Origin of the sequence: Mesorhizobium sp. C268A (genome assembly GCF_040324475.1) — a bacterium.
GTDB lineage: Bacteria > Pseudomonadota > Alphaproteobacteria > Rhizobiales > Rhizobiaceae > Mesorhizobium.
Map to the genome: position 1 here is coordinate 171,747 of NZ_JAMYVX010000001.1, position 20,028 is coordinate 191,774.

The 20,028-nt window shown below is 59.9% G+C and carries 22 protein-coding genes, 2 tRNA genes and 1 pseudogene; 14 read left to right on the forward strand and 11 right to left on the reverse strand.

What is annotated here, in order from left to right; all coding sequences use genetic code 11:
• The first annotated feature begins 9 nt into the window (after positions 1–9).
• Positions 10–780, forward strand: coding sequence for an SDR family oxidoreductase (locus tag NKL06_RS00860; protein WP_023694095.1), 771 nt, complete (start codon positions 10–12; stop codon positions 778–780).
• On the opposite strand, the gene NKL06_RS00865 is transcribed toward NKL06_RS00860, so the two are convergent.
• The gene (locus tag NKL06_RS00865; RefSeq protein ID WP_023807954.1) at positions 781–1,602 is read right to left on the reverse strand and encodes a M15 family metallopeptidase; all 822 of its coding nucleotides are present in this window, start codon (positions 1,600–1,602) and stop codon (positions 781–783) included. It lies immediately after the preceding gene.
• Between the two features lie 87 nt (positions 1,603–1,689).
• Here NKL06_RS00865 and NKL06_RS00870 point away from each other — a divergent pair, with 87 nt between their 5' ends.
• The 3 genes from NKL06_RS00870 to NKL06_RS00880 all read left to right on the forward strand — a co-directional run bounded on the left by NKL06_RS00870 (position 1,690) and on the right by NKL06_RS00880 (position 3,635).
• On the forward strand, positions 1,690–2,253 hold the full coding sequence (locus NKL06_RS00870; protein ID WP_031203220.1) for a hypothetical protein: 564 nt from the start codon (positions 1,690–1,692) through the stop codon (positions 2,251–2,253).
• 528 nt (positions 2,254–2,781) lie between these two features.
• Positions 2,782–3,222 carry a toll/interleukin-1 receptor domain-containing protein gene (locus tag NKL06_RS00875; protein WP_023807955.1) on the forward strand — a complete coding sequence of 147 codons (441 nt, stop codon included), beginning with the start codon at positions 2,782–2,784 and terminating at the stop codon, positions 3,220–3,222.
• A complete protein-coding gene (locus NKL06_RS00880) occupies positions 3,165–3,635 on the forward strand; it encodes a hypothetical protein (RefSeq protein WP_023694092.1) in 471 nt (156 codons plus the stop codon). The genes NKL06_RS00875 and NKL06_RS00880 overlap by 58 nt, the downstream gene beginning before the upstream one ends.
• Before the next feature lie 42 nt (positions 3,636–3,677).
• On the opposite strand, the gene NKL06_RS00885 is transcribed toward NKL06_RS00880, so the two are convergent.
• Positions 3,678–3,753, reverse strand: a tRNA-Val gene (locus tag NKL06_RS00885).
• A 218-nt stretch (positions 3,754–3,971) separates the two neighbouring features.
• On the opposite strand from NKL06_RS00885, the gene NKL06_RS00890 reads away from it, so the two are divergent.
• Positions 3,972–4,048 (forward strand) — tRNA-Asp (locus NKL06_RS00890).
• A gap of 45 nt (positions 4,049–4,093) precedes the next feature.
• Here NKL06_RS00890 and NKL06_RS00895 read toward each other — a convergent pair.
• The 3 genes and pseudogenes from NKL06_RS00895 to NKL06_RS00905 all read right to left on the reverse strand — a co-directional run.
• On the reverse strand, positions 4,094–5,281 hold the full coding sequence (locus NKL06_RS00895) for a site-specific integrase (protein WP_050587145.1): 1,188 nt from the start codon (positions 5,279–5,281) through the stop codon (positions 4,094–4,096).
• Positions 5,274–5,564: a hypothetical protein gene (locus NKL06_RS00900; protein ID WP_023690232.1), complete on the reverse strand. Its 291-nt coding sequence runs from the start codon at positions 5,562–5,564 to the stop codon at positions 5,274–5,276. The genes NKL06_RS00895 and NKL06_RS00900 overlap by 8 nt, the downstream gene beginning before the upstream one ends.
• A gap of 262 nt (positions 5,565–5,826) precedes the next feature.
• A pseudogene (locus NKL06_RS00905) lies at positions 5,827–6,020 on the reverse strand (adenylate/guanylate cyclase domain-containing protein); the annotation flags it as partial.
• 467 nt (positions 6,021–6,487) lie between these two features.
• On the opposite strand from NKL06_RS00905, the gene NKL06_RS00910 reads away from it, so the two are divergent.
• From NKL06_RS00910 to NKL06_RS00925, 4 genes are all read left to right on the forward strand, one after another.
• Positions 6,488–6,772, forward strand: a complete 285-nt coding sequence (locus NKL06_RS00910; protein ID WP_023694089.1) for a hypothetical protein — start codon at positions 6,488–6,490, stop codon at positions 6,770–6,772.
• Between the two features lie 593 nt (positions 6,773–7,365).
• Entirely contained in the window at positions 7,366–7,632 is a 267-nt protein-coding gene (locus NKL06_RS00915) for a hypothetical protein (protein WP_155921665.1), read from the forward strand.
• Between the two features lie 382 nt (positions 7,633–8,014).
• Complete coding sequence (locus tag NKL06_RS00920; RefSeq protein WP_023669226.1) at positions 8,015–8,314, forward strand: DUF1236 domain-containing protein; 300 nt, start codon at positions 8,015–8,017, stop codon at positions 8,312–8,314.
• A 323-nt stretch (positions 8,315–8,637) separates the two neighbouring features.
• Complete coding sequence (locus NKL06_RS00925; protein ID WP_081725558.1) at positions 8,638–8,931, forward strand: helix-turn-helix domain-containing protein; 294 nt, start codon at positions 8,638–8,640, stop codon at positions 8,929–8,931.
• A 1,584-nt stretch (positions 8,932–10,515) separates the two neighbouring features.
• On the opposite strand, the gene NKL06_RS00930 is transcribed toward NKL06_RS00925, so the two are convergent.
• The 5 genes from NKL06_RS00930 to NKL06_RS00950 form a co-directional block, all read right to left on the reverse strand.
• Positions 10,516–10,749, reverse strand: a complete 234-nt coding sequence (locus tag NKL06_RS00930; protein ID WP_023694083.1) for a hypothetical protein — start codon at positions 10,747–10,749, stop codon at positions 10,516–10,518.
• 95 nt (positions 10,750–10,844) lie between these two features.
• Positions 10,845–11,558, reverse strand: coding sequence for a HoxN/HupN/NixA family nickel/cobalt transporter (locus NKL06_RS00935; RefSeq protein WP_023694081.1), 714 nt, complete (start codon positions 11,556–11,558; stop codon positions 10,845–10,847).
• Between the two features lie 39 nt (positions 11,559–11,597).
• On the reverse strand, positions 11,598–12,629 hold the full coding sequence (locus NKL06_RS00940) for a cation diffusion facilitator family transporter (RefSeq protein ID WP_023694080.1): 1,032 nt from the start codon (positions 12,627–12,629) through the stop codon (positions 11,598–11,600).
• Positions 12,626–12,886 carry a metal-sensing transcriptional repressor gene (locus NKL06_RS00945; protein WP_023684828.1) on the reverse strand — a complete coding sequence of 87 codons (261 nt, stop codon included), beginning with the start codon at positions 12,884–12,886 and terminating at the stop codon, positions 12,626–12,628. The genes NKL06_RS00940 and NKL06_RS00945 overlap by 4 nt, the downstream gene beginning before the upstream one ends.
• Before the next feature lie 965 nt (positions 12,887–13,851).
• Positions 13,852–14,790 (reverse strand): LysR family transcriptional regulator, encoded by a 939-nt coding sequence (locus NKL06_RS00950; protein ID WP_023694079.1) that lies wholly within the window; start codon positions 14,788–14,790, stop codon positions 13,852–13,854.
• 269 nt (positions 14,791–15,059) lie between these two features.
• On the opposite strand from NKL06_RS00950, the gene NKL06_RS00955 reads away from it, so the two are divergent.
• From NKL06_RS00955 to NKL06_RS00970, 4 genes are all read left to right on the forward strand, one after another.
• Positions 15,060–15,719, forward strand: coding sequence for an ABC transporter permease (locus NKL06_RS00955; protein ID WP_023683618.1), 660 nt, complete (start codon positions 15,060–15,062; stop codon positions 15,717–15,719).
• Positions 15,720–15,731: 12 nt separating this feature from the next.
• Positions 15,732–16,481 carry an ABC transporter permease gene (locus NKL06_RS00960; protein WP_023694078.1) on the forward strand — a complete coding sequence of 250 codons (750 nt, stop codon included), beginning with the start codon at positions 15,732–15,734 and terminating at the stop codon, positions 16,479–16,481.
• A 50-nt stretch (positions 16,482–16,531) separates the two neighbouring features.
• Positions 16,532–17,380 carry a transporter substrate-binding domain-containing protein gene (locus tag NKL06_RS00965; RefSeq protein ID WP_023694077.1) on the forward strand — a complete coding sequence of 283 codons (849 nt, stop codon included), beginning with the start codon at positions 16,532–16,534 and terminating at the stop codon, positions 17,378–17,380.
• Between the two features lie 79 nt (positions 17,381–17,459).
• Positions 17,460–18,713, forward strand: coding sequence for a CapA family protein (locus tag NKL06_RS00970; RefSeq protein ID WP_023694076.1), 1,254 nt, complete (start codon positions 17,460–17,462; stop codon positions 18,711–18,713).
• A 16-nt stretch (positions 18,714–18,729) separates the two neighbouring features.
• Here the strand turns inward: NKL06_RS00970 and NKL06_RS00975 are convergent, their stop codons facing one another.
• Positions 18,730–19,242, reverse strand: coding sequence for a helix-turn-helix domain-containing protein (locus NKL06_RS00975; protein ID WP_245263170.1), 513 nt, complete (start codon positions 19,240–19,242; stop codon positions 18,730–18,732).
• A 142-nt stretch (positions 19,243–19,384) separates the two neighbouring features.
• Here NKL06_RS00975 and NKL06_RS00980 point away from each other — a divergent pair, with 142 nt between their 5' ends.
• On the forward strand, positions 19,385–19,621 hold the full coding sequence (locus NKL06_RS00980; RefSeq protein WP_023694075.1) for a helix-turn-helix domain-containing protein: 237 nt from the start codon (positions 19,385–19,387) through the stop codon (positions 19,619–19,621).
• The last annotated feature ends 407 nt before the right edge of the window (positions 19,622–20,028 follow it).

Below are 20,028 nucleotides of genomic sequence, written 5' to 3' on the forward strand. Positions count from 1 at the left end.
ACGGCTGGCATGACAGGACGGCTCGAAAGCAAGGTCGCGCTGATCGTCGGCAGCGCGCGCGGCATCGGCAAGGGCATCGCGCAGCGCTTTGCCGAAGAAGGCGCAAGACTGGTCCTGGCCGACAGCGAGGCCGACGCCGGTCAAGCGGCCGCGGACGAGCTCGGCGCTGCCTTCGTCCGCACCGACATCTCGCAAATGGCCGATGCTGAGGCCGCGGTAGCCCTGGCATTGAGCCGCCACACTCGTCTCGACATCATCGTGCAGAATGCCGGTATCTATCCCTGGCAGCTGATCGAGAACACCAGCCCGGACGACTGGGACCGGGTGATGGCGGTCAATCTGCGCGGCACCTTCAACGCCACGCTGGCGGCGCTGGCGCCGATGAAGGTGCAAGGTTACGGGCGCATGCTCTACACCTCGTCGATCACCGGTCCGCACGTCACCAGCCCCGGCCACGGCCACTACGCCGCCAGCAAGGCCGGCATCAACGGCTTCATCCGCTCGGCGGCGCTGGAATTTTCGGGCTACGGCATCACCGTCAACGGCGTCGAGCCCGGCAACATCCTGACCGAAGCGATCGAGCTGCATCGCGGCGCCGCCTACATCAAGAACATGGAGGATTCGATCCCGCTCGGACGCCTCGGCAGTCCGCGCGACGTCGCCAACGCCTTCCTGTTCCTCGCCTCCGACGATGCCAGCTACATCACCGGCACCACCATCGTCGTCGACGGCGGCCAGTTGCTCCCCGAAGGCAAGGATTTCCGGCTGCTGCCGCCGTGATCAGCCGGATTTCTTGTAAAGCAGCAATTCAGGCCGGTACTCGAAATGCATGGTGTCGTAGTGATACCAGCGCCCGCCCCAGATGAAGCCATTTTTCTCGAACAGTTCCACGATTTCCAGCGGGATCCGGTTCTTGAAGGGAATGGGGGCCTTCGGGTTGGTTTTGTTCCTGTTGTTGTACCAGTAGTCGGAGAAGCCGACATTGATATCGAAGGCCGCCCCGAACGAGTGGACGCTCAACCGGTCCGTGCCGGCGATGGGCCGCCAGACAAAGCCGCCGCCGGGCTTGAGCCCGTAACGGCTCAGCTCCGCGGGCATCGCCTCAAGCGCAGCGGAGACCTTGCCCAGCCGGTCGTTGATGCCAAACACCTTGGTAACCTGCACGGTCTTCTTGCCGAGCTTCGGCAACCATTTGAGGTCGGCGATGTGCTTGCCCACCTCGGCGGCACTTGCCCCGTAAAGCTTTTCGAAGAAAGGTTCGTTGCGAATACGGCCGGGATCGAAATCCTCGGCCGGGACCAGCGCGCCCTCCGCTGCTCCGGGATAGGCGTAGCGAAACATGTCTTCGATGTCGGGGCTCTCAAGCAGCGCGTCGGCGTCGCGCGCCTTGCCGTCGTTCCACACCATGGTGGTGCCGTCGGTCCAGGTCAGGACATTGCCCGAAATGGTGAAAAGGCCGGGATAGGCCTTGAGCAAGGCTGCCTTGGCGGCGGGCTGGTCGACGCCGTCGCCCACATTCCCCGCATAGGCGAAGCGCCCAATACCAGAGATTGCCAATGCCAATAGCAGCTGTAACATCAACCGCCGTGGATAGTCGATCATTGTGCTGCCTCCGCGAGGGCTTTCATTCATCGTGCATTTAACAAGGCAGCTGTACCATGCTGGTCGAATCGAACGGGAGACAAAATCATGTCAAAAACCTTCACTGCTTTGATCCGGATGACGTTTACATTCATTTGCCTGGTCGGCCTGGCCTCGTCAGTTTCTATCCTTTTCCCCGCCACCGCGTCGGCCCAGCGCATGCAGAAATGCGCCGATGAAGGCGGCACGTGCCGCCTGCCCTACCCCTCGGAAGTGGTCTACGGCGCGCGCGGCCAGACCACCTCCCGCTTCTTCGATCGTCGTTCCGTGCCTTGCTCGAATCGCGTCTTCGGCGACCCGGCGCCCGGCCGCGACAAGGCCTGCTATATTGCGAGGCGCGATAGCGGTAATGATTATGGTGACAACGACGACGACAATTACGGCAATGATGACAATTACGGCGATAATGATTACGGCCAGGGCCGCGGCAGATGGGTGGCCTGCGCCTCGGAGGGGCGGTTCTGCGAGTTCCGTGGCCGCAAAGTGGTGAGATACGGGGCGCGTGGCCAGTACGTCCAGGGCGTATTCAGGAACGGCGTCACATGCAGCGTCGACGCCTTTGGCGAGGATCCCATCCGCCGCGTGAAGAAGAACTGCTACGTCAAACGATAGGCTAGCGCGCCGGGAAAGAACGGCGGGTGCGGCTCATTGCGGCCGCGCCCGGCATTCGGGATATGCGGGCCGGATATGGTGGCGATGACGGGCTCGAACCGCCGACATCTTCGCTGAGAACGCTATCGTCAACTCGACCGCTGTGAACCCTTATCGCGGCACGGTGACACGGCACCTACGCCGATATCGAAGCCGTATGCGAACAACGTCGACAAGTACACGCTTGCCCGCATCTGCGAGCCGAAACAGGAAGAAGTGGCGGAGCCGATCGTCGCGGGCGTGGGTCGAACTTGCTCTGCAGCTGCCATCCAGACGGAAGACATTTGTGTATATTCCGCTTTGGCGACGCGCCGTAATGGCCTCTTGTACTTAGTCCACCGTGCGACGCGAAGGGCCGGTGCATGTGTCCTCTGGCGAGACATGAAACGGACTGCACCCGCAGTAATGGCCAGTCTATCGCCAGACTAGCTGCGAGGTCACCGCTCATGCTATTTTGGGGCCTTCGCGTTGATGTGGGAGAGGCAGGCCTTGCTTGGCGACGTATTCATCAACTACCGACGGCAGACCGATTCCGGCGTGGCGGGCCGCGTCTACGATAATCTGAACCGCGCGCTTCCTGATGCATCCATCTTCATGGTCGACAAGCTCAACCCCGGCGATGACTTTGAGGTGGCGCTTGCCCGCAGTTTGGCCAGCTGCAAAATCATGCTGGCGATCGTGGGGCCGCAGTGGGCCGCGCTTACCGATGAGCAGGGCCAGGTTCGGCTGGAGTCCCCCGACGATTTCGTGCGCAAGGAGATCCGTACGGCACTCCAGGCTGGGGTGCGCGTCATCCCCGTGCTCGTCAACGGCGCCAGCATGCCAAAGAAAAGCGCCTTGCCACCCGATCTGCAGGAGCCAAGCGTCAAGCCATGGAGGTCCGCCACGAGCGCTTCAACGACGATATGGCGGCGATTGCGTCGGCGATAGCGAAGCCAGCGGCGCGGCGGCCGAGGCTCTGGCTGCTGCACGGGCTGGTCGCAATGATCGCGCTCGGCATCGGCGGGACAACGGTGGCGTTGTGGCCGAGGCCCTCCCCTTTGCCGTCGCCTATCGAGCCCGCAGCGATCGAGGCCAAAGGGTGCAAGGAAGGATTCGTCTGGCGATCGGCGATCTTCGGCGACAGCGTGTGCGTGAGTCCTGCCGACTACGGCGAGGTGCAGGCGCAGAATGCCAATGCCCGCAACAATCGTTCGCCGACCGGCGGACCTTACGGCGACAGCACCTGCCGCGACGGCTACGTCTGGCGTGAAGCGTTCGAGAGCGACTTGGTCTGCGTCACCCCTTTCGAACGCGACAAGGCCAGGAAGCAGAATGCCGACAACGCATACAACCGGATATGAGACCGTAACTCCGGGCAAGCACCGATTTATCAAGAAATTGAGTGGTGGGCGATGACGGGCTCGAACCGCCGACATCTTCGGTGTAAACGAAGCGCTCTACCAACTGAGCTAATCGCCCGCTCCGGCCGGACCTTTAAGCGGTCGCAACCGGCTTCGCAAGGCCAAATGAACAGCTGCGAGCTTAGCCGCACAGTGGTTTTCGCGGGCAAAGTGCCGCCCGTCAAAAAACCTTCTCCTGTTTGCGTTTATGCTGTCCAGCTGCGCTTGACACCCGGTGGCGAACCCCTTATCCACCGCCCCAACGACGAACACGGCTGACACGTGCTCGTCCAATGCGCGGGTGTAGCTCAGTTGGTTAGAGTGCCGGCCTGTCACGCCGGAGGTCGCGGGTTCGAGCCCCGTCACTCGCGCCATTAATTTCAAGGGGTTAGCTACCGCCCCTTGAAAAGTTTCAACTCTCATTCTGCGGAGAGTTTCAACTTTCTGTATTCGTTCCGTTCCAGGCCAAGCAGCTTTCTGCCCTTGCGGCGGCTGGCGTCAGCTGAGCGGACGGCGGCCAGATTGACCGGCATATAGGTCTTCTGCAGCGCCTTGTTCCCGTCGATCGAATTGCCCATCTTGGCCGAGATTGCCTCGACCGACGCGCCTCCGGCATTTGCCTCGACCGCGCCGGAACGCCGCATGTCCATCAGCCGCCGCTTCTCCGATGTCCCGAACACCAGCGTGCGCAGATCGGCAAAGTCGTCGACCAGAGAATCCTTGGTGTAAGGCACGCCGGCGCGCGGCCGGCCGCCCTTCGGGCCCGGCGCGAAACCGCGCGAGCGAAAGATCGGCGCATCGTCAAGCAGGGTGACGCCTAGTGATTCGACATAGGCCAGCACCAGGCGCTGCGTGCGTGACGACAGCGTGCCGAAAGCCGCCTCGCCACTCTTGCTGCGTGCAATCAGAAAACCCCATTCCTGTGCTGTCTGCATTGCCTGCGCCGGTGTGAGCGTGCGCACGTCGACGGGTGAGAAGCTCGTGTCCCACGCAACGGCGATGACGCAGGCCAGTCCGCGGTAGCCGGCGCGCCAGGCGCCCTTGACCATGCGCACCGCCTCGCCTGCCGTCCAGGTCTGGTGGCGCGGTGGTGGCGTCTGGCGGCGGATCGCCTGCGATGGGTCGGAGCCGGGCGGGCATAGCTTCATGCCGGCCATGACATTATAGAGCGAACGCCACGTCTTTACGGCACGGTAGGCGATGTCGACACCTTTGACCCGGAGCAGACGGCCATACCAGTCGTCGAGCAGCTCGAGGGTGATGTCGGCTGGCGGCAGGTCGGCGAAGTACGGCTCGATGAAGGTCCAGCCGCGTTCCCAATCCTCGCGGGTGCGCGGTGGCTTGCGCTTCCATGCATCCATGCGGCGATAGCGTGCAAAGGCGTCTCCGATGGAATCCTTTGGCCATACATGCAGGCGCGACGGCTCCTTGCCCTTGCGGAGTTCCTGCCAGCGGTCTTCCCACTCCCTGGCTATCGTCCAAGCCTCAGGCCCGTCGATTCCACAGGAAATGCATCTGAAGCCAGCTTCGACCATCTTCGGCGTCGGCAGCCAGTAGCCGTACCTGCCCTTACGGATGACGTAGTGCTTCAACTTGATCTTACCCAAGCGTCGCCAGCCTCGCTCTTGCAATGTCAATGCTAGACTGCCCGCCGGATCCCGATCCTGCAAGACCCGAGCGTCGATCGAGCCAGGAGTCGATCGCAACCATGTCGTAGTTGCCGGTGATTGGGCAGGCCTTGGGAAAGCCTTGATCCTGCAACGCGGGCAGCAATTCCATGAATTCCCGCAGCGTCAGGTGGAGATAACGCGCCGCCTTGACCGCCGGCACGAGCCGCGGCTGTACCGGGAAGCGGATAGATGACGGTTGTAATGTGTGGGTTTGGCTCATGGCACCAAAACTCTATCCACCGTCCATCGGGACAGCGGATGGGCGCTTGTCGTTGAGCGGGTGTGAATTTCGCCCGTGTCAGCACCTCCGCCGCACAGCATGCGATTTTCCTACTCCGTGATCTCGTTATTCCTGCATCGAGGGTGAATGAGAACTTAGAATAACGGCCTTTTTCCCCCATGCCTATTCGTCCAATCCTTAATTCGCAGAATCGGCGGCCACAGGGCGAGAATACTTATAATCGGCGGCTTCAAAGCCGCTACGCCCGGGCAACCCGGATACCCTCGGCGATGTTGACGCCACTACCCATCAGGTCGCCATCGTGCTCCTGCACGACGTCACCCAGGTGAATGCCAATCCGGAACTCAATGCGACGATACCGGGCACCCCGGCACTGTGCGTAGCAATAGCGTTTTGACGCGCGCAGCGGACTGCTTCCACAACGCTGCTGAACTCGAAAGCTGTGACAATGAAAAGTCCGCCACCGTGAGCCAGACCAGAAAACTCATATTTTAGCACCTGCGAAACAAAGCTCGCTATTCCGCGTTGAGGCTCGTCGAACAACGGAGCTTCACGAATGGATCCGGCAACTGCAGCTGTGATGATTTTGCTTTCTTGCAGTCCCGCCCAGGGAGTCTGCAAGCCACTCGATACATCACCGTCCATGTTCGGATCCCTTGAGACATGCGAGTTGGCGTTAGCCGTGAGGCTCGAGGGCGCTCCCAACGGGGAGATCGTGGGGCGATGCAGTTCGATTGATCCCTCCGCTACAGGTTCCGTTCCAGCCGGGTATAGCACGATTGTCGTCACGCGGGGCACAGGGGCGGGTGCGGTGAGCAGTCGCTACATCGTGCCACACAAAAACTGAAGCCAGCCACCGTGAGGCAGCGGGCTATTCATTCTCGACCGGACAATTATAGGCCTTGCCCTCCCTCTATGAAGCCATACTCGGCATCGATGGCTTCGCGCTCGTCGTCCGCTTCGCCATCGTCGTCGCCTTCCCTGTCATCGGTCCCGTTGACTTCGATGCCACCGGCCAGACAGGGTTCGAGATCCGGGTCGGGCTCTACGAAGTCGAGCAGCTACATCAGGCGTTCTTCATCTTCGATCGAGCGACGGACCGCCATGTCCGAAAGGCAGAGGTTCGTGGCTGGATAGCGAAGAATCGCACACGGCTTTCCTTCATTCGCATGGTTCGCAGAGATTAGCATTATCGCCTACTCTCATCTCGTCCGACGTCGTCTCCCTGAAAGCAGCGCCGGTTAGGCTCGGCGCCCTTCTTGGTTTCTCCCCGTATGTCAAAAGGAGGTCGCCGGGCCTTGCCAGGCCCCGCTGCTCATCGCTTGCGGGGTGTCCTGATGACTGAGCTTGGCCCCGTGGCCTAACGGCCAGAACCAAACGTTCCGAAAAGCTTTCCCAGGCTGGCGGCAGCCGAAGGGCTGCAGAAGAGGGATCGTCAGACCGCTCCTGGCGCACCACAGCGACACCACCAAGCTGTAAGTCAGGTCCATCGGCCCTGCTGATGAGTGCCCTTGGACAGATGGATTGCGTTTGCCACGAAAAAGGAATCGTACCGGCCCGTTCTCAGCACATCAGCCGGAACGGGCCATGGGCAGAAGCAGCCAACTGGCTAAAATCGCAAGACGACCGAAGGACCACGTCGGCGATAGCACCGGACCCGACGGCGCCCGTGTCGCCAGTAACTACGGCAGACTCTTCTCCAGCCGCGCCGGCGGCGGCGGCGCCGGTGGTAGTAATCTGGGTCGTAATCTTGGTCGTAATCTTGGTCGTAGTAGCGCCGATGGTTGACCGGCTCCACTTCCGCGTGAGTACCTTCGTTGTCGAAGGCGTCTGGCGCGTCGAGTTCTTCGAGAATGCCGCTTTTTGCCGCTGGAACACCGGCCAATGCGTTGATAGGCCGGACGGCGCTTGCAAAGGCTGCTGCCCCTGCAACGCCAAATATCGCTGTCAAAAAGGATCGCCGATCCATAGTAAACCTCCCAAGTTACATGAGCTGAACGAAGCGCCCCGCCTGCTGAAGGAGCAGGCCCAGCGCACGGTAAAATAGAGGATTCGCCAGCCGCTCAAGCAACTCGCGAATCCTATCAGCGCAGGAAGGGACCTGGCTGCGCCGATCCAAGACATGTCAGCTAAGGACGACCGCCATTACCAGAAAGGTAACGGCTGTTGCAAAAATCGGTGCGAGCAACCATCGCGCCTGGCCAACACTTTGATCCATTTGTTCTCTCCCGTTGTGGAGAACCAACAGGCTGAACCCTAATCCGTTCCGCCTAGTCCAAAGGTAAGACCATTGCGTTGTACGGTCGGACTTTAGACCAATCGGATTAGACAAAGGTGCGTAGGCGGGAACGTTTACCCCGGTTCAAAGTTGGTTGCCGGGCAGTGCGGGACGATGGTCGTCGTGTGCCGGTCCTTGCAGGAGAGAAGATATGAAGATGCACTTTGTGAACACCGCCGCAGCCATGTTGCTCTTGGCGGGGATCGGCTCCGCCGCCGCTGACGACATTATCATCCAGCCGGAACAGGACACGGTCATCCGTGAGTATGTCAAGAAGCAGCCCTTGGCTTCGGTGAACCTTCCCGGCGTGGAATTGAACGTCGGGACAGCTCTGCCGGAAACTGTGGAGATCCACGAGGTCCCGAACGTCAAATACCGTTACGTGGTGGTCGACAACCGCACGGTCCTGGTAGATCCGGGCACCCGCAAGATCGTGAAAGTTTACGACTGAGATTTCGAACGAACCCACGCTCGCCACCCTTGGGTGGCGAGTGTGTGCATTCAAACGCTACTCAGCCGGACAATTCAAATTGCCACTCAGCTGGACAATGAACATGACGAACCCTGAACTCGAGAGGACGCAAGCCCTGGTTGCCCGCTTGGCTGATCTCCAAGCAAGAATGCAGGCAGCACGTCTTGTTGGTGCCGAGGTAACAACCGTCCGAAAGGTTGCAGCCACAATCGATGACGGCTTGCGACAGGCCGGCCTCACACCGTTAGAAATCGCAGAAGGTCAAGGGGAACAGTTTAGCGATACTAAATGTTCGACTGGCTATGGACAGCCGAACCGTACTCTCAGCAGATCAAGTCAGAGCAGCACGAGCCCTACTGAACTGGCCGCGTGTGCGACTTGCCGCCAAGGCCAATCTTAGCGAGATGGTGATCAGCGATCTTGAGAACGGATACAGGAAACCGCGGCCCCACAACATCGCCGCCATCCGCAAAGCGTTTGAGGATGCCGGAATCGTTTTCACCGTCCAAGGCACTCCATCGCTAGCCCGCTCAGAAGGTGATAGCGGCCTAGCCGCCGATAATAGACGGTGGCGGGGCCGGGAGAAAAAAGGATAGCGGGGAAAAGCCCGTGTACCCACTGCACCCGATCTCTAAAGCGGCCGCTAACAAGGGCGGTTGTTGACTTTGTGCTGGCGCTCACCTTTCTAAGGTGCCGCTCGAATATGGCCAGCTTCTCTTCGTAGCCGATCCGCACTCTGGACCTGCAACTATCGCATTTGAAACCGGCAATCGTTTTCAGCCAGGATCCCCTTCTCACCATACGGCGTGAACAGGAGGGGCATTGGAATTCTAAAGGTACGTCGCGCAGTTCATTTGATAGAGGCGCTGTGCATGTTCTCCTCAGCGGCACGGCCACTGCAACAAAGTAGAAGGAGAAATGTTTCCGCTTCGGCCATTTACGCGGAGCAATCAGACCTAAGTCCAAATGCTGAAGGGGGCAGGCAAGCTGTTCCTTGCCCTTCGATCCGGATCGTCTCCGTGGCCTCACCATACTCGGCCGTAGCTCAAAGGCTCGTATCACCGGCCAGAACGCGCAGTTCATCCAGTGGAATGGGACAGGACCGGCAAAGCCTCGCGACCGAACTTCTCGAGATTAGACGGATCCGTTGGCCTTCCTCAGAGGCCATGGCATAAGATTCGAGCTCGATCGGCTGTCTTCCTTGCCCTTCTCTATAACGCGGACCAGCCGTTCTCAGCAGGCTTCGGCCACTCCACACTGTCTGAGTTTGTGTTCTGAACTGTGCCGCCCATCGCAGTTCCCTCCACCTCCAACAGGCTAATCACGGATTATAAGACCTGGGGAATCGATCTTTCAGGTGGAATCCGCATTAGCGCTGGATGTTGCATCGCGGCGCGGAGGGGTTTTATTAGCTCCCCCTCATCTTGACGCTGGCGCCGGCTGCTCCAAAGTCTTGGGCATGGCTCGGGGAAGTATCAAAGTTGGCGACGAGGTCGCAGTCACGGCGATTGTGCGCGGCCGCGTGACGCCCGATCGCATAAGCGTGACGATCCCCTCCTACGACTTCCCGCATTCTGTTGTCGATTCGACTTCGAAGGCTGTGATTGGCCAGCATATGAAATTGATCGGCCCTGTCACACGCATCGACGGGGACAAGGTAACCGTCAGCCTCCGGCCATTGGTGACTGTCGAGGCCGAGCACGTGCGCCTGGTCGAAAGCCACGTGGCGCTTCCGCGAGCGCGAAAAAGGCCGCTCGTTGACAAAGTTTAACTTGCCTGCCCACCCAAGGAACGGCCAGTGAAACTTTACCCATCACATCGGCTCTGGTCGCCTCCCGCTAGCTGCCGGCGCGTTGCGATATCGGCGCAGTAGACGGGTTGGCATTTTCCGAACTTTCCGCCATGTCGTCGCGATGACGTTGGCGAGGCGCTTCAGCAGATCGCGTGAGGCTTGGATCGCCCTGCGCGATTGATCCATGTTCTGGCGAAACGTGGCGCGTTCCTCCATGGACTTCTGCCACTTCAGCAAGGTAGCCGTAGTCGCAGTAGCGGCTTGAGCGATTTCTATGGGCGTTGCAACCATCGCATCCTCCCAAAAAGGCAATGGTAAACGCAATCTCTATAGGCCCAACGAAGCCCTTTCTTCAATCAAAAACGACCATACGGCATACGCCAAATGGCTATTCGGCGGGCCGCTCGACGGCGGCTTCGTCGACCTCGGCTTCCATCTCGTCTTTGACGGTCTTGGTCTTACCAAAACCAGCCATCGCCACACCGTCAAAGCCCTGCAGCCACGCATCGGCATGTTCCTGCCAGCCAGCTGGCACCTCACGCTCCTTGCCATCCTTGCGCGCTTGGGCGCCGTACATCGAAGCGTAGGTGGCGCGTTCCTGATCTTTCTTAGGCATGGCCATTTGCATCATCCTCCCGGAAATCCAGCAGCCTTGCGTGCCGCAGCTTCTCATCGCCTTTTCCTAAGAAAGGAGAGGGTCTGTGGACAGCTGTGGCTCTATCCGGCTGTAAGTTGCCAGACCGCTACGCTGGCGAGGGCAAGGCCCGCTGCGCCTTCGATTGCTCGCGATATGGTATCGAACAGCCGTGGCCTGCTGTCGAAAAAATGCACCAGGCGCTCCCGAAACAAGATCGACAGTACCGCCACGCTGGACAGCGTTAGGGCCACGCCCACCATCATGGTGATTGCGAACAGAATTCCAGCTCCCGGCACCCCTCTGGAAATCGCGAAGGTCATGACAAAAAGGGTCAGCGGGCACGGAATCAAACCGGCCATGACTCCAACGGCCTCGCCCTCATGCTTGTGATGGTGGCCGTGGCTCACCGAACGCCAAAGCATCCAGACGCCGATCAGCCCGAGCAGACCGCGACTCACACCCTCAAGCGGTGGTGCGCGTCCAACGCTGCCCAATGCAATCGAGACGAGCGGCAGGGAGAATACGGCGATCAGCACCGCTGTCGCCACGTGAGTGAAGGACAGCGTAATCGACACCAGGAGGCCGCGCGAAACCTTCGCATCCGAACCTGCAAGGTAAGTCGCCAAGACAGCCTTACTGTGGCCGGGCGTCAGAGCATGTGCCGCACCGAACAGGAGGCCCATCGGCAGAAAGGCAAGGAACGCAAGCCAATCACCGCCAACTGACAGCAGCTTTATCTGATCTGCGAGCGCCAGGTATATGGAGCGCTGAAATTCGACAAGCGCCTGGAACATCAGCCGAGACCGGCAAAAGCGAGTGGTTTCCGGCAGTTGTCAGTGCTGGTGGCCGTGATGTTCGCCCTGATCATGAGAGTGCGGATGCTCGTGCTCACCTTGGTCGGTCGAAAACCGGATGTTGGCAGCTGCGAGCGCCGGCATGTGTTCGAACAGTTCGTTCTCCAGCGCCGCCGTGATCTTGTTTGCCTCTGAGAGAGGCAAGGTTCCGTCGGCTGCAATAGCGATGTCGGCATGCAACTTGTGGCCAATCCAGCGGGCCTTGGCGTCGACAACGCGAGCACCCTGCACATGCGCAGCGGCATGCTGAATTTCGGCCATCACGCCCGGCTCGACGCCGTCGAGCATGCGGGTGAGCACTGAGCGCGCCGATTGCCAGACGATACCGAATATAGCGACCGTGATGAGAAGCCCGATGATCGGGTCGGCCAGTGGAAATCCGAGCCAGACGCCCATGGCGCCGATGACCACTGCAAGGCTGGTAAGCCCGTCGGTGCGGGCATGGTAGCCGTCGGCGACGAGCGCCGCACTGTTGATTTCCCTGCCGATACGGATGCGAAACACCGCGACGGCCTCATTCCCGAGGAAGCCGACAATGCCCGCCGCGGTCAGCCAACCGAGATGAGTCACTGCCTGCGGACTGACCAGGCGCTCGATAGCCTGGTACCCGGCGACGATGGCGCTGAACAGAATGATCAGCACGATAATGATACCGGCCAGATCCTCTACCCTGCCAAGGCCGTAGCTGAAGGTCCGTGACGGCTTGCGTCGTGCCAGCATGAATGCGATCCAGAGCGGAATGGCGGTTGTGGCGTCGCCTATGTTGTGGATCGTATCGGCCAACAGCGCCACGCTGCGTGACACCAACACCACGGCCATCTGCAATGCCGCCGTCATGGCCAAGATGACGAACGACCATTTGATGGCCCAGATGCCGCGGTCAGTGGTTGCAATCGTTGCGTCGATGACCCCGTGCGTATGGCCGTGCGAGCCATCGTCATGAGCATGCGCGTCATGATCATGTGACCCGAAGCCGAACCAATCCAAGACGCGTGCGCCGATACTGGTCATAGGTATTTCGCCAGTTGCTTGAGCTCTGCCAGCGAGTTGCCTCCCGCTTCCGTGTCGATCAGACAATGTTCGATATGATCGTGGATCAGTTCTCGCTTTGCGCTGCTGATGGCGCTCTCCACTGCATGGAGTTGCTGCGCCAGGTCCAGGCAGGATCGCTGCGCCTCGAACATGCCAAGCACGGATGCAAGATGCCCCTGTGCGCGCTTTAAGCGCTTCACGATAGCCGGATGAGAACTATGGATGCCTTCGGACATGCCCACCGGTATCCCCCCAGGGAGGATGCGTCAAGTATGATGTGAGCGCAGATCGGCTCTTGATCAGCCACCCCGCAGAGCGTGTATCCTATGGCGCTGAATGGTTCCGGAAATTGGAATCTGGGCTTGAAAGGGCTGGCCCCTGTGCAATACAGGAACCAGCCATTAATCCTACCAACTCAATGAACCGTCCAACTTTATGGGGTCAGTTCACGACCGGGCCTTTCTTTGCGTGGTGAAACTGAAGAAGCCCGTCGGTCCGATCAGCGGGCTTTGTGATGGGGATGGCCCGCGCCTGCTTCCGAGGCTGCGCGGGCCGACCATGGACGCATCTTGGTCACCGGCCGGACCGCTGAAGAACGAGCCGGGTGTGACCGAACTGCCTTGGAGCGGGAATGTTCCCGGCTGACGCAAAAAGCCCGCCAGCATGAGCCGGCGGGCAATCGATCTGGAGTAGCTGGACTCATCCAGCATAGTTCAACGACGGCGGAAGGTTCGGTAGCAACCCGCGCTCGTCGCTCCCCAAGGATCCAGGGAGCGGCGAGTTGTTGCCCTGCGAGCGCGACACAGAAACTTCGCCGCGCCATGAAAGGACGGCGTGGAGCGCGCAAGCTCTGCAACAAGCTGCCGGCGCTCTGGGAGGTCTGTCCGCTTTTCGGATTGCCAGTGCCAGTCCAGACCAGCACCCTGCCTGGTGGGCGTAATCCCGCAATTGCCTGCGCTGAAGGCGGCGTAGGGCCGCCCATTGGGCGAGACTGGACTTCTAGACTGGAAGCCACCAATTCCTGCACCGCTTCGGGAACGGCCAACGGCACCATCTGCGCCGGATAGGGGCCGTCGATCCAGCCGTTCGCGGAGCGCTCGCTATCGGTTTGGCCGTTCAGGCTAGCCATTCGCGTCACTTCGCAGAAAGCCTCCCGGTTGGGCTTATGCGGCACGTCCCAACCGAAATAGACCATGGCCGGCTAGGACGACGTCTGGAGAAACTGTTGCTCTCTCGTCGGCGTCTTCGAAAACGCTGTGATTATCGCCTCGAGCGATACATTCAAGGCGTTGGAAAAGGTCCTGCCCCTCTGCCAAATCGCTACGTAGTGATAGAGCGCGGACGGTTCCACTGGCCTTACTCCCAGCTGAAACGCCGCGTACTCACGTGCGATGATCTCGTTTGTGATCGAAATGCCCAGGCCAGCCGAAACGTATCCGGCTTCGTGACCGTTGCAATCGAATTCCACCAGTATGTCCGGCTCAACGCCGGCGAAGCGCAAGGCATTGAAGTTCATCTGGTGGGCGGCAAACTGGGGATCGATATCGACGATCGTTTCGCCTGCCAGGTCTTGCGCCTCGATACAGGTCTGTTTTGAAAAGCGGTGGTCGGGATGAAAAATGCATACGTTTCGTGCCGACCCAAGCGGCGCCCATTCAAACAAGCCTGGATCCAGAGGCAGTCTCGAAATTCCAAGATCGGCGCGGCCGGCCAGGATGTGTTCGCCGATCTGCTCGTAGCTTCCAGAAATCGACCGGACATTCGAAGCGGTCTGTGAGCGGATAATCGCCACGACCTTGGGCAAGGTCACGAAACCGAAAACAGAAGGCGCGGCAATCGCGATCCGCTGCTTTTCCTCGTTCTTCATCGCGAAGATCGACGCTTCCAGCCGATCCAGGGACGTGAGGGCAAGTTCTACGTTTCGCAGAAGCTCCCAAGCTTCCTGCAAGGGGACGATGCGGTTGGCTGATCGCTTGAACAGTGTGATGCCGAGCGTGGTCTCGAGTTGCTTCACATGTTGACTGACGGCCGGCTGGCTTATCCCGAGCGCTGCCGCCGCCCGCCTTGTCGAACCGGCCCGCAACACTTCCCGGAAGACCTTCAGTTGACGGAGCTTGAGGTCGCTCTGCAACAACTCCATTCCCTGCGCGCCTTTCCCTGATAACCACCCGGCGGCAGACAACGCCAACCTGGGGAGCAACGAACTGCCTCAGTATATAACGACGCGTTATAGATAAAATAATAAAAGTTATAGATTGAGTGTGTAATTTCAAGCGTTAGAATTGGCCAGTATCTCAAGTTAACTCCACATTAGAAATATAACAACTCGCAACCTTGGGTTATATGGTTTGGTCTCGGCAATAAAGACCGACATATCCTGCGGCAATTGCGAGCCGAGGAAAGCGCCCCATGGGTGGTTTTACTACTCAGTTTGTTGTCGCACTTACCGTGACCATAAGCCTGGCTCTTGTCAGCGGCTGCCTGGGTACGGCATTCGGGCTGTTTTTGGCGATTTCGAAGGGCACGGCAAAGCCGCGCCTCAACGCGGTCGTGGCCGCCTACACCACAGTCGTCCGTGGTGTACCAGAACTTCTCGTTATCCTGCTCATCTACTTCGGCGGAACCACGCTCGCCAGCAAGATCGCCGGCCGGTATGTCGAGGTGAACGCATTCACCGCAGGGGTTATCGCGCTCTCGGTCATTTTCAGCGGTTATGCGACCGAAGTGTTTCGCGGCGCGATTGCGGCAGTGCCAGCGGGCCAAACCGAAGCGGCAAAGTCGCTTGGGCTGAACGCCTGGCAGCGCTGGATGTTCGTCATCGGTCCGCAGATGCTGCGGCTGGCGCTGCCTGCCTATGGCAATCTCTGGATTTCGCTCTTCAAGGATACCGCACTGGTCTCGATCGTCGGCCTGACCGACATCATGCGCGTTGCGTATGTGGGGGCCGGATCCTTGCGCGCACCATTGACTTTCTACCTTGCGGCCTCCGCTCTCTATCTCTCGCTGACCACCGTCACGTTGCTGTCGATCCGGCTGACTGAGCGGCGCTATCCGGCTCTCGGCCGGTAGGAGGGAAGGCCCATGAACCTCGGCTTGATATTTGACGCACTGGTTGTCTTGCCTTCGGGCGTTGGTCTCACTTTGACCCTGACGGTCTTGTCGCTGACGGCCGGATTTCTTCTTTCCGTGCCGCTGGCCTTCATCCGCGCGTTCGGACGTCCCGGCTTCTCGCTCGCGGTGCTCGCATACACCTATGTGATCCGCGGAACGCCGATGCTGGTTCAGCTCTTTCTGCTCTACTACGGCCTCGCTCAGATCGAGGCGGTGCGAACAAGCATCTTCTGGGTGATCCTGCGCGACCCCTTCTGGTGTGCCCTTCTGACATTTTCGCTGAACAGCGCGGCACACACCACCGAGATCCTGTGCCGCGGTCTCCAGTCCGTGCCGAAGGGTGTCACCGAGGCGGCCACATCTCTCGGCTTGAAACGCTTCCAGATCGCTCGCCTGGTCACCTTCCCGATCGCTTTCAGGATATCGCTCCCGGCCTACGGCAACGAGATCGTCGGGATGATCAAGGGCTCGTCGCTCGCGAGCACCGTGACGCTGCTTGAGATCACCGGCATGGCGAGACAGATGGTGTCGACCACGTTCGCGCCGTACGAAATCTTCATCGTCGCCGGAGCGATCTACCTATCGCTCACCTCGATCGCGGTGAAAGCGATCCAGTTGCTGGAGCGATGGCTGTCGACCGACGGCCATCCGGTTCGCCGACGAAAGGCGCGATTGCGCCCCGCCCTACCTGACCCAGAGATCACGACGCCCCTGCCCTGACGCCTAGGTTCTGGGCTCCCCTTTCCATCCAACCAACGAAGAGGTGCATCATGCGCATACCCCTGGCTATTGCTGTTTCTATCGTATCCCTGATGTCGGCAGTCCCGGCGAGCGCGCAAAGCGAGCGCGTCATATCGATTGCCGCTGAAGGCGCCTCGCCGCCCTGGGACGGCACCGACGCGAACGGTCAACTCTATGGCTACGATATCGATGTTGGGCAGGAGCTGTGCCGTCGGATCGAGATCAAATGTACCTTCGTCCCGCAGGATTGGGACGGGATCATCCCGGCACTGCTTGTCGGCAAGTTCGACGTGATCATGTCTGGCATGGCGATCACGGAAAAACGCAAGCAGTCGATCGCGTTCTCGATCCCCTACGCCACCGGCTTCAACCAGTTCGTGGTGCGCAAGGACCTGGGTCTCGACGCCGGCGACACCAAGGAAAAGGTCAACCTTTCGACCATCGGCGACAAAGAGAAGGCAACCATCGAGCGCCTCAGATCGACACTCGCCGGCAAGGCGATCGGAGCCTTGCGCTCGTCCAATTCGGAAGCAGTCGTGAAGGAAATGCTGGGCGATGTCGTGACCATTCGCAGTTATGACAGCCAGGACAACATGAAGCTCGATCTTGCCGCGGGTCGCATCGACGGCGGCCTCGCCGACTATTTCACCTGGCGCGATTTTCTGGAGACGCCTTCCGGCTCGGATGTGGTGTTTTTCGGCCCTGAACTGAATGGCGGGCTCTGGGGGCCGGGCGTCGGCGCAGGTCTGCGCAAAGACGATACGGAGTTGCTCGCCAGGTTCAACGCGGCCATCGACGCGGCCACCAAGGATGGGACGATCAAGGCGCTGAGCCTGAAATGGTTCAAGAGCGATATCTCGCCAGCCATCTCGCAATAGAGGCAACCGACTTCGACATTGACGTGGCGCTGGCCGGAACGCCGGCGCCTGCGCCCTACCCTCCTTCAAGGCGAGTTCCATGAAAGACCAGTTCTGCGCGGTCGTCACCGGCCAATCCCTGATCAAGCACGACATACGTGACGTCAAAAACGAACGCTTCATCGCGGTTACGGATTTCCTGCGCCAAGGCGACGTCGTCTTCACCAACTTCGAGTCGACGATCCTGGGTAAGCACGGCGGGTGGCCGACCAAGGGCAAATACTTCGGATATTCCAGGGCTGAAGTGCTCGACGCATTGCAGGCCATCGGTTTCAACGCGCTTGCTCTGGCAAACAACCACGCCTTCGATCTCGGCGCTGGCGGCATCCTCTCGACCCTGGAGGAAGTGGAAGCGCGCGGTCTCCTGCATGCCGGCATCGGGGCCGACGAGACTGACGCGAGGAAACCGGGCCGCCGCCGGCTGGGCGCGCGCGAGGTCGCGCTTCTTGCGATGGATGCAGGCCCCGGCCCGACCAACATGTATGCCGAAGACCGCACGGCCTTCCGGCCGGCTCGGCCCGGCGTCAATCGTCTGAACACCTGTCGCAAGATCGGGGTACCGGACGGACATTTCAGCAGACTGGCAAGGCTGGGCGCTCATTTGCAAAGCTCCCCCTTTGAACTGGCCAACTATGCGCAACCGGAGGACCCGGTAGAGGTGTCGGCCGGCACGGAGATCAATTTCTACGGCACCGTGTTCACGCAAGCCGCAGACTTCGGCCGTATGATCGAAGTCGATCAGCAGAGTGCAAGTGTCCATCTGGCCGCCATCCGGCACGCGGCGGCACAGGGCGATTTCGTCATTGCCTATCTGCACCACCATCATTGGGAACCAGGCTGGCAGGAGGTGCCGCGCTGGGTGCAGACCTTTGCTAGGATGTGCATTGACGCCGGCGCCAACCTCTTCGTCAGCCACGGCGCTCCGGTGCTGCAGGCGGTGGAAATCTACAATGGCGCGCCGATCTTCTATGGCCTCGGAAATTTTCTCTTCCACGTCCACGCCGACGAAACCGAATGGGATCCACCGGAAGTCTGGCAAAGCATCGTCGCCGCTTGCCGCTATGACGCCGGCGGAAGCCTCACAGAAATAGACCTCCTGCCCGTCGCGATCGGGGCGGAAACTCAGTCTCCCGGATCCGCGACGGGCAGACTGGTGCCCGTCGCCATCACTGGAAGCGAGGCGCGAGACATGCTTGAGGAATTCGCGACGCGCTCTCGGGCGTTCGGCGTCGAGATCAAAGTATCCTCGGCTTGCGGCCGCATCACCGTGCCCGCTGCCCGAAAATTCGGCTGACTACCGCGATCGACCGTCAGACGGTCTTGCATTCGGCCGGCGCGGACTCGCCGGCCGTCTCGCTCTCTGCCTTCGTGTCTAGCAGGACCAGTTCTTCCCCTAGCGCTGAGACCAGGGACGAGATGCGACCACGCAGACGCGGTGGAAGGTTCACTAGCCCCTCAATCAGGCGCCGACCCTCCGCGCTGGCGATGAAATCCAGGCGCTCATCGACCGGCAGGGGCCGCGCCTCGACGCGGGTCTCATCGTTTCCCGGCAGACCTTCGAAGAAGCGGCTGACAGGAACGCCGAGCGACCTGGCGATTTCGTAGAGCATCGAAGCGCTCACGCGATTCCGCGCGTTCTCGTATTTCTGGAGCTGCTGGAAGCTGATGCCTATGGATCGGGCAAGTTGGGCCTGCGATACGTCCGACTGGACGCGGACGGTCGCAATCTGCCTGCCGACATGCTGATCGGCGGGATGAGGGTCACTGTCGATCTTTGGCTTCGGCTCCGTCCGAAGGAGGACGAAGCGCTGCGGTTTCAACAAGGCTTTTCGATGCTCCATTAGCCAGCCGACAGAGAGTCTGTCGGTACGTTATCTGAAAGCCGAATCGCCATTTCGTATACCTTATAGGGTGTAAAAGAACCCTATCGGTAGCAAAGAAAATCTGCCTGCCAATTGTGGACCCATGGTCAGTCCACGACAGATTCGAGCCGCACGAGCTTTGCTGGGTTGGTCTCAGCAGGAACTCGCTGACAAGGCTATTGTTTCGCTTAACGCGCTGGTCCGGTTGGAAAACGGCAAGGTGGATTCCCGGATTAGCACTTTGCAGGCCATTGAAGCGGCCCTGACAAAAGCGGGGGTCGAATTCTTGTCTGTAGGGCAGAGAGGTGAAGGTGTCCGGCTCTTAAATCCTCGGGCTTGATAGTGAGTTTGGCGGTCTGGTTTCTGTTCAGGTCCTGCTGCTGAAGGCACACCCATTCAGTCTGTTCATGAGCCTGCCGACATCCGCACCGCGCGCTACTGCAGGACTGATTGATCGGCTCGCGCCCGGATCGCTGTAAGCAAATGCGCTTAGGCTGAGTCTCGCAGCTGCATTTGTCGTTCCCACAATTGCTCTCCTGCGGGTGACGAGAGACAAAGTCGTGGTATTGTCGGAGTCAGCCACGATCCGAACTCCACACAGCTTGGGTTGTGGCTAGGCCGAACGACGTGTTGTTGCACGACGTTCGGTCACGAAGAGTGAACCACATTACGTACATACCGTACATTACGGACACCGCTATTGTCAAACGTTCCTGATCCTGTCGACAACAAAACTGAACGCTTCGA